Origin of the sequence: Paractinoplanes pyxinae (genome assembly GCF_026626335.1) — a bacterium.
Lineage (GTDB): Bacteria > Actinomycetota > Actinomycetes > Mycobacteriales > Micromonosporaceae > Actinoplanes > Actinoplanes pyxinae.
In genome coordinates this window covers 92,947-106,230 of record NZ_JAPNTZ010000024.1, presented here as the reverse complement: position 1 = coordinate 106,230, position 13,284 = coordinate 92,947, and the positions used below count along the sequence as shown (strand labels likewise).

The 13,284-nt window shown below is 70.7% G+C and carries 11 protein-coding genes; 9 read left to right on the top strand and 2 right to left on the bottom strand.

Annotated features, from left to right (window positions below):
- Positions 1-112 precede the first annotated feature (112 nt).
- The 7 genes from OWR29_RS45100 to OWR29_RS45070 all read left to right on the top strand — a co-directional run bounded on the left by OWR29_RS45100 (position 113) and on the right by OWR29_RS45070 (position 10,559).
- Positions 113-1,639 (top strand): amino acid permease, encoded by a 1,527-nt coding sequence (locus tag OWR29_RS45100; protein WP_267569828.1) that lies wholly within the window; start codon positions 113-115, stop codon positions 1,637-1,639.
- Between the two features lie 54 nt (positions 1,640-1,693).
- On the top strand, positions 1,694-3,040 hold the full coding sequence (locus OWR29_RS45095; protein ID WP_267569827.1) for a glutamine synthetase family protein: 1,347 nt from the start codon (positions 1,694-1,696) through the stop codon (positions 3,038-3,040).
- A gap of 11 nt (positions 3,041-3,051) precedes the next feature.
- A complete protein-coding gene (locus tag OWR29_RS45090) occupies positions 3,052-4,413 on the top strand; it encodes an aldehyde dehydrogenase family protein (protein ID WP_267569826.1) in 1,362 nt (453 codons plus the stop codon).
- Positions 4,414-5,178: a 3-oxoacyl-ACP reductase gene (locus OWR29_RS45085; protein WP_267569825.1), complete on the top strand. Its 765-nt coding sequence runs from the start codon at positions 4,414-4,416 to the stop codon at positions 5,176-5,178. It abuts the gene before it with no gap.
- 254 nt (positions 5,179-5,432) lie between these two features.
- Positions 5,433-6,128: a gamma-glutamyl-gamma-aminobutyrate hydrolase family protein gene (locus OWR29_RS45080; RefSeq protein WP_267569824.1), complete on the top strand. Its 696-nt coding sequence runs from the start codon at positions 5,433-5,435 to the stop codon at positions 6,126-6,128.
- Positions 6,129-6,148: 20 nt separating this feature from the next.
- Positions 6,149-6,898: a gamma-glutamyl-gamma-aminobutyrate hydrolase family protein gene (locus OWR29_RS45075; protein WP_267569823.1), complete on the top strand. Its 750-nt coding sequence runs from the start codon at positions 6,149-6,151 to the stop codon at positions 6,896-6,898.
- Between the two features lie 76 nt (positions 6,899-6,974).
- Positions 6,975-10,559 carry a SpoIIE family protein phosphatase gene (locus tag OWR29_RS45070; protein WP_267569822.1) on the top strand — a complete coding sequence of 1,195 codons (3,585 nt, stop codon included), beginning with the start codon at positions 6,975-6,977 and terminating at the stop codon, positions 10,557-10,559.
- On the opposite strand, the gene OWR29_RS45065 is transcribed toward OWR29_RS45070, so the two are convergent.
- Positions 10,549-10,860 carry an STAS domain-containing protein gene (locus OWR29_RS45065; RefSeq protein WP_267569821.1) on the bottom strand — a complete coding sequence of 104 codons (312 nt, stop codon included), beginning with the start codon at positions 10,858-10,860 and terminating at the stop codon, positions 10,549-10,551. The two genes, OWR29_RS45070 and OWR29_RS45065, sit on opposite strands and share 11 nt — an antisense overlap.
- A gap of 120 nt (positions 10,861-10,980) precedes the next feature.
- Between OWR29_RS45065 and map the strand changes: the two genes are divergently transcribed.
- Both map and OWR29_RS45055 read left to right on the top strand, forming a co-directional pair.
- Entirely contained in the window at positions 10,981-11,838 is an 858-nt protein-coding gene (gene map / locus OWR29_RS45060; RefSeq protein WP_267569820.1) for a type I methionyl aminopeptidase, read from the top strand.
- Positions 11,835-12,533 carry a VIT1/CCC1 transporter family protein gene (locus tag OWR29_RS45055; protein WP_267569819.1) on the top strand — a complete coding sequence of 233 codons (699 nt, stop codon included), beginning with the start codon at positions 11,835-11,837 and terminating at the stop codon, positions 12,531-12,533. Before map ends, OWR29_RS45055 begins: the two co-directional genes overlap by 4 nt.
- Here OWR29_RS45055 and OWR29_RS45050 read toward each other — a convergent pair whose 3' ends face one another.
- Positions 12,534-13,259, bottom strand: coding sequence for a nucleotidyltransferase domain-containing protein (locus OWR29_RS45050; protein ID WP_438872741.1), 726 nt, complete (start codon positions 13,257-13,259; stop codon positions 12,534-12,536).
- Between the last annotated feature and the right edge of the window lie 25 nt (positions 13,260-13,284).

Here is a 13,284-nt window from a genome sequence, read left to right as displayed (position 1 = left end):
AGCCGGCGGCAACGCAATTAACGCTCCGCATTGACGCGCGTAACACAGCGGGTAGATCATCACGGCACGCCGTGGCCTCGGTCACAGCAACCCTTCGGTAAGGGAGCCGCACATGAGCGTCAACCCCGCACCCAGCACCGACGAAGAACGCCTTGCCCAACTCGGCTACGAGCAGGAGCTCCATCGCCGACTGTCCGGCTTCTCGAACTTCGCGGTCTCCTTCTCGATCATCTCCATCCTGGCCGGCGCGATCACCTCGTACGGCATCGCCATGACCGCCGGCGGCCCGATGGCCATCACCCTGGGCTGGCTCTTCGTCGGCATCATGGTGACCTTCGTGGCCCTGGCCATGGCCGAGGTGTGCTCGGCCTATCCCACCGCCGGCGCGCTCTACTGGTGGGCGGCGGCACTGGCCAAACGCAACAAGGCCGCCTGGGCCTGGTTCGTGGGCTGGTTCAACTTCCTGGGCGAGGTGGCCGTCACCGCCGCCATCGACTTCGGCGCGGCCATCACCACGTCGGCCTTCCTCAGCCTGGCCTTCGACATGGAGGTCACCACCGGCCGCACGTTCCTGATCTTCCTGGTCATCATCATCGTGCACGGCCTGCTCAACACGTTCGGCGTCAACCTCGTCCGCGTGCTGTCCGACGTCAGCGCCTGGTGGCACCTGGTCGGCGTGGCGGTGATCGTGGTGATCCTGGCCGTGGTGCCGGACAACCACAAGCCGGTCTCCGAGGTCTTCTTCGAGGTGCAGAACGCCACCGGCTTCACCTTCGCCGGGGCCAGTGTGTACGCGGTACTCATCGGACTGCTGATGGCGCAGTACACGTACACCGGCTACGACGCCTCGGCCCACGTGGCCGAGGAGACGCACGACGCCGCCCGGGCCGCCCCGCGCGGCATCGTGATGTCCGTGGTCGTCTCGGTGATCGCCGGCTTCGTCCTGCTCTTCGCGATCACCTGGTCGATCCAGGACTACGAGGCCGAGCGCACCACCGACCTCGGCCTGCCGCCGGCCCAGATCTTCATCGACGCCGTCGGCCACAACACGGGCACGTTCCTGCTGTTCATCTGCATGGTGGCGCAGTGGTTCTGCGGCATGGCCTCGGTCACCGCCAACTCGCGGATGTCGTACGCCTTCGCCCGCGACGGCGCGCTGCCCGGCTCGCGGCTGTGGAAGAAGGTCAACCCCCGCACCGGTACGCCGACCAACTCCATCTGGCTCTGCGTCACCCTGTCGACCCTGCTCGTGCTGCCGTCGCTGTGGAACACGACGGCCTACCTGGCGGCCACCTCGGTCGCGGTCATCGGGCTCTACATCGCGTACGTCATGCCGGTGTTCCTGCGCCGCATGAACCCGGACTTCGAGCGGGGCCCGTGGCACCTGGGCAAGTGGAGCGCCCCGGTCGGCTGGATCGCGATCGTCTGGGTGGGCATCATCTGCGTGCTCTTCGTCCTGCCGACGGCCAGCCCGATCACGGCGTCAAACTTCAACTACACGATCTTCGCCGTCCTGGTCGTTCTCGCATTCGCCACGATCTGGTGGTTCGCGAGCGCCCGCAAGTGGTTCACCGGGCCGAAGCAGAATCTGATCGAGAAGGCCCATCACGGCGAACAGACGATGCCGACCGAAAACTGAGTCAACGGAGGCCGGGCCCACCCCGGCCCGGCCTCCCGCAGAGGGGACAACCTGATGGATCTCGAGGAACTGGACGTCTCCGTCGACAACGGCAGCATCGACACCGTGCTGCTGGCGCTGACCGACATGCAGGGCCGGCTGCAGGGCAAGCGGCTGCACGGCCGCTACTTCATGAACGAGGTGGTCAGCGGGGGGAGCGAGGGATGCAACTATCTACTCGCGGTGGACGTCGACATGAACACCGTGGACGGGTACGAGATGTCCTCGTGGGCCAGCGGCTACGGCGACTTCGTGATGAAGCCGGACTTCACCACCCTGCGCCGCGTGCCCTGGCAGGAGGGTACGGCGCTCGTGCTGGCCGACCTCGAGACGACCGGCGGGGAGCCCGTCTACGCGTCACCCCGTCAGATCCTCCAGAAACAGTTGGACCGGCTGGCGGCGCACGGCCTCACGGCGTACGCGGGAACCGAACTTGAATTCGTTCTTTTCAAGGACACCTACGAGCAGGCCTTCGACAAGGGGTACCGCGACCTCACCCCGGCCAACCAGTACAACGTGGACTACTCACTGCTCGGGACGGCCCGGGTCGAGCCGCTGCTGCGCCGCATCCGCAACGAGATGTACGGCGCCGGCCTGCTGCCCGAGAGCGCCAAGGGCGAGTGCAACTACGGCCAGCACGAGATCGCGTTCCGCTACGCCGACGCGCTGACCGCCGCCGACAACCACGTGATCTACAAGAACGGGGCCAAGGAGATCGCCGCCCAGGAGGGCATGGCGCTCACCTTCATGGCCAAGCCCAACGCGCGCGAGGGCAACTCGTGCCACATCCACTTCTCGCTGCGCGGCGCCGACGGCAAATCGGCCATGCTCGGCGACGGGCCGGCCCACCTGAGCGTGACCGGGCAGCGGGTGCTGGCCGGGCTGCTGGCCACCATGCGTGAGTTCAGCCTGCTGTTCGCGCCCAACATCAACTCGTACAAGCGCTACCAGCCGGGATCGTTCGCGCCGACCGCGCTGCGCTGGGGCGTGGACAACCGGACCTGCGCCCTCCGGATCGCCGGCCACGGCCAAGGCATGCGGGTCGAGAACCGGGTGCCGGGCGGCGACGTGAACCCCTACCTGGCCATCGCGGCGCTGGTGGCGGGGGCGCTGCACGGGCTCGAGAACGAGCTCGAGCTGGAACCGGAGACGACCGGCAACGCGTACGAGGACGCGACGGCCGACCGGGTGCCGACCACGCTGCGCGAGGCCCAGCAGCTGTGGCTGGGCAGCGAGGTGGCGCAGTCGGCGTTCGGGCCCGACGTGGTCGGCCACTACGCGAACATGGCCCAGGTGGAGCTGGCCGACTTCGACGCCGCCGTGACCGACTGGGAGCTGCGCCGCGGCTTCGAGCGCATGTAAGGATTCAACCCGTGACGACTACTGACGTGATCAACCCGGCGACGGGCGCGGTCTTCACGACCGTGCCCTCGCTGGACCTGGCGGCGACCGATGCCGCCATCGAGCGCGCGGCCCAAGCCTTCCCGGCGTGGCGGGATGTTGCGCCCGGCGACCGGGCCCGGCTGCTGCGCCGGTTCGCGGCCGTGGTCGACCAGCACATCGACGAGCTGGCCGAACTCGAAGTACGCAACGCCGGCCACACCATCGGCAACGCCCGCTGGGAGGCGGGCAACGTCCGCGACGTCCTCGATTACTACGCGGGCGCGCCCGAACGGCTCAGCGGCCGCCAGATCCCCGTGGCCGGCGGCTTGGACGTGACGTTCCACGAGCCGCTCGGCGTGGTCGGCATCATCGTGCCCTGGAACTTCCCGATGCCGATCGCCGGTTGGGGTTTCGCACCGGCTTTGGCCGCCGGCAACACGGTCGTGCTCAAGCCGGCCGAGCTCACCCCGCTGACCGCGATCCGGCTGGGTGAGCTGGCCCTCGAAGCCGGCCTGCCCGAGAACGTGTTCCAGATCGTCCCCGGCAAGGGCTCCGTGGTCGGCCAGCGGTTCGTCACCCATCCCGCCGTACGCAAGATCTGCTTCACCGGCTCGACCGAGGTCGGCAAGGGAATCATGGCCGGCGCGGCCGATCAGGTGAAGCGGGTGACCCTCGAGCTCGGCGGTAAGAGCAGCAACATCGTCTTCGCCGACGCCGACCTCGAGAAGGCGGCCGCCAGCGCGCCGTCATCCGTCTTCGACAACGCCGGCCAGGACTGCTGCGCCCGCTCCCGCCTGCTGGTTCAGGAATCGGTGTACGACAAGTTCCTGTCCCTGCTCGAGCCGGCGGTCAAGTCTTTCCGCGTCGAGGAGCCGTCCAGCAGCACCGCCGAGATGGGCCCGTTGATCTCCGCCTCCCATAAAAAGAACGTCGCCGCGTACGTGGAAGGGTCTGACGTCGCCTTCCGGGGCAGCGCGCCGGAAAGCGACGGCTGGTGGTTCCCGCCGACCGTGCTGCTGGCCCACTCGACCAGCGACCGGCACTGGCGGGAAGAGGTGTTCGGCCCGGTGCTGTCGGTGCTGCCGTTCAAGGACGAGGCGGACGCCGTCCGGCTGGCCAACGACACCGAGTACGGGCTCTCCGGCTCGCTCTGGACCCGCGACGTCGGCCGGGCGCTGCGCGTCTCGCGTGCCGTGGAAACCGGAGCGCTCAGCGTCAACAGCCATTCCTCGGTGCGCTACTGGACCCCGTTCGGCGGCATGAAGCAGTCCGGACTCGGTCGTGAGCTGGGCCCCGACGCCCTACTGTCCTTCACCGACGTCAAGAACGTATTCCTGGCCATGGGAGATTAAGTGGAGCGTTTGCAAGATCGGGTCGCCGTCATCACCGGCGCCGGCAGCGGCATCGGGCTGGCTACCGCGCGGCGGTTCGCGGCCGAGGGCGCGAAGGTCGTCGCCGTCGACATCTCGGAGGAAGCGGGCAAGGCGGTCGCCGCGGAGACCAACGGTGAGTTCGTCGCCTGCGACGTCTCGGACGAGGAGCAGGTGAAGGCCCTCTTCGACGGGGTGGCCGAGCGGCACGGCCGGGTCGACATCGCCTTCAACAACGCCGGCATCTCGCCCCCCGACGACGACTCCATCCTGGTCACCGGGCTCGACGCCTGGGAGCGGGTGCTCAAGGTCAACACCACGTCGGTCTTCTTCTGCTGCAAGTACGCGATCCCGCACATGCAGCGGCAGGGCAAGGGCTCGATCATCAACACCGCGTCGTTCGTGGCCCTGCTGGGCGCCGCGACCTCGCAGATCGCCTACACCGCGAGCAAGGGCGGGGTGCTGGCGATGACGCGTGAGCTGGGTGTGCAGTTCGCCCGCGAGGGCATCCGGATCAACGCGCTGTGCCCCGGCCCGGTCGCCACTCCGCTGCTGATGGACCTGTTCGCCAAGGATCCCGAGCGGGCCGCGCGCCGCCTGGTGCACGTGCCGATGGGCCGGTTCGCCGAGCCCGAGGAGATCGCGGCCGCGGTCGCGTTCCTGGCCAGCGACGACGCCTCGTTCATGACCGCTTCGCAGTTCGTGGTCGACGGTGGAATCACCGGAGCCTATGTAACTCCGCTGTGATTGTTTAAGACTCCGTTTACATGGGAACCGACCTCTTACACCCGATTCGCCGGGTGCAGGGGTCGAATCCCCGCCGGCGCCGGTCGATCCCGGTGCTGGTGGGACAGAAGGACCCGGGCGCGGCGCCGCTCTCGATGGAGGGCGACGCCGCGCGCCCCTTCCCCGTCCGACCGCCCCGCCCGCCGCCCTAAAAAGCGACTGAAGGCCGGTCATTTGGCGGTTGTCTCGATACATGATCTGGTTACGGTGGCGGGATGCGTCCGATCATCGGCATCACGACCTATGTGGAACCGGCCACCTGGGGCGTCTGGCGTGATCTGCCCACCACGCTGATCCCGCACGACTACGTCGCCGCGGTCAGCCAGGCCGGCGGCCGTCCCGTGCTCATCCCCGAGCACGACGACACCGACGTGCTGGACTTCCTCGACGGGTTGGTGCTGGCCGGCGGCCCCGACCTGAGCCCGGATTTCTACGGCGCCGAGCCCGGGCCGCTGACCGTGACCCGCCCCGATCGGGACCGGGCGGAAATGCTCCTCGCCCGCCGGGCGTTGGACATGGAAGTACCCGTTCTCGGCATCTGCCGGGGCATGCAACTGCTCGTGGTCGCGGCCGGAGGCGCCCTGCACCAGCATCTGCCCGACGTTCTCGGTCACGAGAGGCATCGCCCGGCGCCCGGGGTCTACGGCGAGCACGAAGCGTCGTTCGAGCCCGGCAGCCGCATCGCCGGCCTGATGGGTGACGACCTGGCCATCAGGTGTTTTCACCATCAGGGCGTCGCCGATGCCGGAAACCTCACAGTCACCGGACGTGCGGAGGACGGCCTCGCCGAAGCAGTCGAGGATCCGGACCATCGCTTTGTTCTAGGTGTGCAGTGGCACCCCGAGGTCGTTCGCGACGAACGGCTCTTCGGCGCGCTGGTCGCCGCGGCACACCGGCACCGCAGCACCTAGCTCGAGGAGGAAAGCACCACATGCGCAGGCCCTTGATCGGCATGACCTCGTACGCCCAGCAGGTCCAGTACGGCAGCAACGACCTCGTGGCGGGCATGCTCCCCATGACGTACGTACGAGCCGTGCACGCCGTCGGCGGCCGTGCCGTGCTGATCACCCCGGACGACCCCGGCGCCGACGTCCTCGAGTCGCTGGACGGCATCGTCTTCTGCGGCGGCGGCGACATCGACCCGGCGTACTGGGGAGCCGAACGGCATCCGGAGACCGAGATCGACAAGGAGCGCGACGAGTCCGAGCTGCTGCTGATGAAGGCCGCCCTCGAGACCGACCTGCCGCTGCTCGGTGTGTGCCGGGGCATGCAGGTGATGGCCGTCGCCGCCGGGGGCTCGCTGCACCAGCACCTGCCCGACCTGATCGGCCACGACCGGCACCGGGCCGCGTCCGGCACCGACCCGCTGGCCGCCGACGCCTCCGCGTACGGGCGGCACGATCTGATCACCGAGCCCGGCTCCATCGTGCACGGGCTGCTGGGCGCGCACACCATCGTGAACTCGTTCCACCACCAGGGCGTCGACGACCCGGGCTCGTTCACCGCGACCGGCTGGTGCCCCGACGACCGGGTCATCGAGGCGATCGAGGACCCGAATTACACGTACGCCGTGGGAGTGCAGTGGCACCCCGAGCGCACCAACGACCTCCGGGTCTTCGCCGCGCTGGTCGAAGCGGCGGCCCGCCGCTCCGGTCTGAAGCCGGAAGCCTTCGCCGCGTAACCACTCGCCGCGCCGAGCCGGGTTCACGGTGTTACGGTGCTCAACCGAACCGGTTGGTCGTACGGGTGGGAGGGCCATGGGCGCGAGCTCGGACGACGTCCTTCCGAGCCGGCTCCGCGCGGCTTTCGAGCGGGGCGGCGAGATGGGCCGTCGCATGCTCGAATTCGACTGGTCGGCCAGCCCGGTGGGCGAGCCCGCCGGGTGGCCGCCCGAGCTGCAGAGCGCGGTGGCGACGATGCTCGCCTCGCGGGCTCAGATCTGCATCTTCTGGGGCCCGCAGTACTGCGCCCTCTACAACGACGCCTACATCTCCGCGATGGGCGACAAACACCCCGCCTTCCTGGGCCGGCCGGGTCACGAGATGTGGGCCGAGGCGTGGTCCGTACTCAAGATCCTGTTTGACGGGGTACGGGCCGACGGCGAGGCGTTCTGGGCGGCCGACCACCCGTTCATGCTCGAACGGCACGGCTTCCTCGAAGAGACGTACTTCGACATCTCGTACGATCCCATCCGCACCGAGGGCGACCGGGTCGAGGGCATCTTCTGCATCGTCACCGACACCACCGGTCGGGTGCTCGGCGAGCGGCGGGTGCGCACGCTGAGCGCGCTCGGCTCGCGGCTGGCCGACTCGCCCGACCAGGCGGCCCTGGCGGCCGAGGTGGCGGCGGTGTTCGCCGAGAACGCGGCCGACGTCCCGTACGCCAAGCTCGAGCTCCTCGACGAGGTGACCGGGCTCGAGGCGCTGCCCCCGGTGGTCCGCCAGGTGATCGAGACCGGGCAGGAGGCCTCGGGCGCCCTGCGCGAGATCGCCGACGCGCCGCCCTCAGCCGCCGACCGGGCGCTGGTGCTGCCGGTCAGCGTGGGCACGCAGCGGGTCGGCGCGCTGGTGGTGGGAGTGAGCCGCTACCTGGCCCTGGGCGGCGGCTACCGCAACTTCCTGGAGCTGGCGACGGCGCAGATCTCGCGGGCCGTGGGCAACCTGCGGGCGTACGAGCAGGAGCGCGCCCGCGCGGTCGGGCTGGCCGCCCTCGACCGCGCCAAGACGGCCTTCTTCTCGAACGTGAGCCACGAGTTCCGTACGCCGCTGACGTTGATCCTCGGCCCGCTCGAAGACCTGCTCGACGACCCGGAACTGCCGGCCGACCAGCGTGAACGGCTTCTGCCCATGCAGCGCAACGGCCTGCGGCTGCTCAAGCTGGTCAACACGATCCTCGACTTCTCGCGGCTCGAGTCGGGCCGGCTGCGCGCCGCCTATCGGCCGACCGACCTCGCCGACTACACCGCCCGGCTGGCCAGCACGTTCCGCTCGGCCGCCGAGCGGGCCGGGCTCGTGCTGTCGGTCGACGCGCCCCCGCTGCCGGCGCCGGTCCACGTCGACCGCGAGATGTGGGAGAAGATCGTCCTCAACCTGCTCTCCAACGCGGTCAAGTTCACCGAGCGCGGGCGCATCGACGTCCGGATCCGGGCCGGCGACCGCGGGGCCGAGCTCACCGTGCGCGACACCGGCGTCGGCATCCCGGCCGACCAGCTGCCGTTGCTGTTCGACCGCTTCCACCGGGTCACCGGCGCCTGGTCGCGCAGCCACGAGGGCACCGGCATCGGTCTGGCCCTGGTGCGGGAGCTGGCCGAGCTGCACGGCGGCACGGCCGGCGTCGAGAGCGAGCCCGGCGAGGGCAGCGTCTTCACGGTCACCGTCCCCTTCGGCACGGCCCATCTGCCGCCCGACCGCCTGGCCGGCGGCGGCGAGCGGGTGGTGGCCGAGTTCGACGCCCGGCCGTACGTCGAGGAGGCCGAGCACTGGTGGACCGGGGACGAGCCGGCCCCGCTCCCGGCCGTTTCCCCCGTGCCCGCCGACCGTCCCCGCGGCCGCATTCTGCTGGTCGACGACAACGCCGACCTGCGCGACCACCTGGCCCGGCTGCTGCGCCCGCTGTGGGACGTCACAACCGCGGTCGACGGCCGGGCCGCCCTCGAGCTGGCCGAGCGCAACGAGTACGACCTGGTGCTGACCGACGTCATGATGCCCCGCCTGGACGGCTTCGGCCTGATCGCCGCCCTGCGGGCCGGTGAGCGCACCCGCGAGGTGCCCATCGTGGTGCTCTCGGCCCGGGCCGGCGAGGAGGCCTCGAGCGAGGGGCTGGCCGCCGGCGCCGACGACTACCTGGTCAAGCCGTTCTCGGCGCGCGACCTGACGGCCCGGGTGCGGGCCAACCTCGACCTCGGCCAGGCCCGCCGCGAGATCACCAGCCGGCTGCAGGGCCTCGTCGACGTGGCTGTCGCGGTGAGCACCGTGCGCACCACGGCCGAGGTGCTCGACGTGGCCGCCCGCCACGTGCGCGACATGACCACGGCCGGCCGGGTGGTGGTCACCGTGCCCGGCGCCCGGGCCGAGGTGGACGGCGGGGCCGACCCGCAGACCCCGCCCGACGTCGTGCTGCCGCTGCCCGACACCACCGGCGCCACCGTCGGCGAGCTGCGGGTGTGGGCCTCCCCGCGGGCCACCCCGGAACTGGCCGTGCTCACCCAGCTGGCCCGCATCATCGGGCTGCGGATCAAGAACGCCCGCCTGTACGAGGCCGAGCACCGGATCGCCACCACCCTGCAGCACAGCCTGCTGCCGCCGACGCTGCCCCGGGTGCCGGGCGCCGTCGTGGCCAGCCGCTACCTGCCGGGCAGCAGCGAGGCCGAGGTCGGCGGCGACTGGTACGACGTGATCGCCGCCCCCGGCGACCAGCTGTACCTGGTCATCGGCGACGTGGTCGGCAAGGGCGTGCAGGCCGCGGCCGGCATGGGGCAGCTGCGCAACGCGTTGCGGGCCTACATCCTCGAGGGCTTCGACTGCGGCGACGCCCTGACCAGGCTGAACCGGCTCGTCGACAACCTGGGCCGGCGGCAGTTCGCCACCGTGGTCTGCGTGCGCTTCGACCCGCGGCAGCGGCGGCTGCACTACTCGTCGGCCGGGCATCCGCCGCCGGTGCTCGTGCCGCCGGGCGAGGTCGGCTCGTTCCTCTACTCGTCGGCTCTCGGTCCGCCGATCGGCGCCCTGTCCGAGGCCGACTACCCGACACTGACGACTGACATCCCCGGCAACTCGCGGCTGCTGCTCTACACCGACGGCCTGGTCGAGGACAGGCAGACCGGCATCGACGCCGGGCTGGCCGAACTGATCAGCGACGCCGCCAAGCCGGCCGAACACGTGGAGGACCTGCTGGACTCGCTTCTCGCCAAGGCGGCCCGCCGGCCCCGGCGCGACGACATCGCCCTGCTCGCGCTGGAGGCGACCGAGCCGCGCGAGTTCGTGCTGCGGCTGCCGGCCGAGCCGACCCGGCTGACCGTGCTCCGCCGCCGCCTGGACGACTTCCTGACCGGCAACGAGGTGCCCGAGGAGGACGCCTTCGACCTGACCGTGGCCGTGTCGGAGGCCGCCGCCAACGCGATCGAGCACCCGCTCGACCCGGCCGAGGCCAGCATCACGGTGGAGGCCGCGGTGACCGACGACTCGGTGGTCGTCACGGTCCGGGACACCGGCCACTGGAAGCCCAGCGAGTCGGGCGGGTTCCGCGGCCGCGGGCTGGCCCTGATCGGCGCGCTGACCGAGCTGTCGGTGGTGCGGTCCGAGGCCGGCACGGCGGTGACGCTGCGGCGCCGCCTCAGTCGCTGAGCCAGGGCTGGGTCGACAGCCCCGAGATCTCGAGCACCCGGCGCACCTGCGGCGACGGCAGCACGGTGAGCCGGTCGCCGTAGCGCTCGGCCAGCCGCAGCAGCGCATGAATCGCGGCCGAGTCGAAGAACGTGACCCCTCGCAGATCCAGGGTCGCCGCGGGCGCGTCGTCCTTCGTGCCGCTCTCGTACATGGCGTCCGCGGTGGACATGTCCACCTCGCCGGTGACCGTCACCACGACCCGGTCCGCCCCCAGGGCAGCCGTGCTGGTGAAGTTCGGGTCCGCCCCCTCTTGATCCACGCTGACACGATTACACAGGGGCCCGGGGGCGGCAAGAACCGGTCGATCGGCCTCAACAGAGCCGTTATGGTGCGGCGGCCGACACAGTTGACGCGCCGCCGACGGCTATAGGCTTTGGGTATGACCGTTCGCGCCCCACTGGCGCCGGGACAGCAGTCGCCCTGGCGGGCGGTCCCGGCGCAGATCGTCCGCCCCGAGTACGTCGGCAAGAAGCGCCCGAAAGAGTGGCGCGGATCGCACGTGCAGACCCCGGAGACCATCGAGAAGATGCGGGTCGCGGGGCGGCTGGCGGCGCAGGCCACCCAGCTCGCCGGTGAGCACTCCAAGCCCGGCGTCACCACCGACGAGATCGACGCCGTCGTGCACGAGTTCCTGTGCGACCACGGGGCCTACCCGTCCACCCTGGGCTACAAGGGCTTCCCCAAGTCGTGCTGCACCTCGCTCAACGAGGTGATCTGTCACGGCATCCCCGACTCGACGGTGCTCGAGGACGGCGACATCATCAACGTCGACGTCACCGCCTACCTCGACGGGGTGCACGGCGACACCGACGCGACGTTCCTGGTCGGCGAGCCCAGCGAAGAGGCCCGCCTGCTGGTCGAGCGCACGCACGAGGCCATGATGCGCGGCATCAAGGCGGTCGCGCCGGGCCGCCCGATCAACGTGATCGGCCGGGTCATCGAGTCGTACGCGCGCCGCTTCGGCTACGGCGTGGTGCGCGACTTCACCGGTCACGGCATCGGTGAGACGTTCCATTCCGGGCTCTACATCCCGCACTACGACAACCCGCGCCTCGACACGGTGATGGAACCGGGCATGACCTTCACCATCGAGCCGATGATCACCCTCGGCACGTACGAGTACGAGGTGTGGAAGGACGGCTGGACGGTCGTCACCAAAGACCGCAAGTGGACGGCCCAGTTCGAGCACACCCTGGTGGTCACCGACGACGGCGCCGAGATCCTGACGCTGCCGTGACACCGGTGCGGGAGCACCACCACGCCGACGTCTCCGGCGGCTGGCTGCGGGCGGCCACCTTCGGCGCGATGGACGGCCTGGTGACCAACATCGCGCTGATCGCCGGCGTCGGCGGCGGCGGCGTCGACCGGCACACCCTGGTGCTGACCGGGGTGGCCGGTCTGGTGGCCGGGGCGATCTCGATGGGCATCGGCGAGTACACCAGCGTGCGCACCCAGAACGAGCAGGTGGCGGCCGAGCTCGCGATAGAGCTGCGCGAGCTGACCCAGAATCCCGAGGGTGAGGCCGACGAGCAGGTCGCCCGGTGGGTGGCCCAGGGGCTGCCCGAGCCGCTGGCCCGCCAGGTCGCCGACATCCTCAAGGAGCACCCGGACCAGGCGTTGCGGGTGCACGCGCAGGAAGAGCTGGGCGTCGTGCCCGACGAGCTGCCCAGCCCGTGGACGGCGGCCGGGTCGTCGTTCGTGTGCTTCGCCGTGGGCGCGCTGATCCCGCTGCTCACCTATCTGCTGGGCTTCGACAGCCTGTGGCTCGCGCTGGCCGTGGGCGGGCTCGGGCTCTTCACCGTCGGCGCGGTCGTCGGGCGATTCACCTCCCGGCCGTGGTGGAAGGGCGGGCTGCGGCAGCTCGCGCTGGGCGCGCTGGCGGCCGCGGTCACCTACGGCGTCGGCGCGCTGATCGGCGTCAGCACGGGGTGATCACTCGAACAGCAGGGCCAGGTTGCCGTCGACCGGCTTGCCCCGGGCGGTCAGCTCCTCGGCCTGCTGCTTGAGCACCCCGCCCAGCTCCTGCACGTCGGCCCCGGCCAGGCCGGTGCGCTTGACCGCGTCGGCCGCGTTGCGGAAGTACGTACGGCTGAGAAGCCCCGCGACCAGGGCGGCGTGCAGCCGCGACTCGGCGATCATCACCAGCGCGGCGTCCGTCTCGTACCACTCGGCCAGCCGCACGGCCCGGCTGTGCGCGGCCGAGGCGACCTGCCAGTCGTGCCGGGCCAGCCCGCTGAACTCGGGCGGCCGGGCCTCGGCCAGGCGACCCAGGTGGGCGTCGCGCAGCCGGCCGAACCAGCCGCGCGGGTCGTGCAGCGCGCGGGTGGTGACGAACCGTTCCGCCTCGAGCGGCCAGCGCGGCGTCAGCTGCTGAGCCTGGCGCAGTCCCTCGTCGGCGCTCACCACCCGCAGGTCGACCAGGACGCCGTCCACCTTGCGCAGCGCGGACCGGGGGCCGGCGCCCGGGCGGTAGGTGACGACGGTCAGGTTGACGTCGCTGCCGTCGTGGTCGTCGCCGTGGGCCAGCGAGCCGTGCACGCCGATCGCCTGCACCTCGGCCGACCAGCGGCGCTCGATCACATCACGCAGGCGGACGGCCAGGCGTCCCCGCGGCGAGGTGAAGTCGATCTCGTCCTGCACCCCGCCATTCTCGGGCATCCATGCGTACGCGGAAGGTCTACAG

Bases quoted from the DNA above. Each gene is read 5' to 3' on its own strand.
- OWR29_RS45080 (WP_267569824.1), top strand. From the start codon at position 5,433: ATGCGTCCGATCATCGGCATCACGACCTATGTGGAACCGGCCACCTGG.
- OWR29_RS45070 (WP_267569822.1), top strand. From the start codon at position 6,975: ATGGGCGCGAGCTCGGACGACGTCCTTCCGAGCCGGCTCCGCGCGGCT.
- map (WP_267569820.1), top strand. From the start codon at position 10,981: ATGACCGTTCGCGCCCCACTGGCGCCGGGACAGCAGTCGCCCTGGCGG.
- OWR29_RS45095 (WP_267569827.1), top strand. From the start codon at position 1,694: ATGGATCTCGAGGAACTGGACGTCTCCGTCGACAACGGCAGCATCGAC.
- OWR29_RS45075 (WP_267569823.1), top strand. From the start codon at position 6,149: ATGCGCAGGCCCTTGATCGGCATGACCTCGTACGCCCAGCAGGTCCAG.
- OWR29_RS45050 (WP_438872741.1), bottom strand. From the start codon at position 13,259: ATGCCCGAGAATGGCGGGGTGCAGGACGAGATCGACTTCACCTCGCCG.
- OWR29_RS45100 (WP_267569828.1), top strand. From the start codon at position 113: ATGAGCGTCAACCCCGCACCCAGCACCGACGAAGAACGCCTTGCCCAA.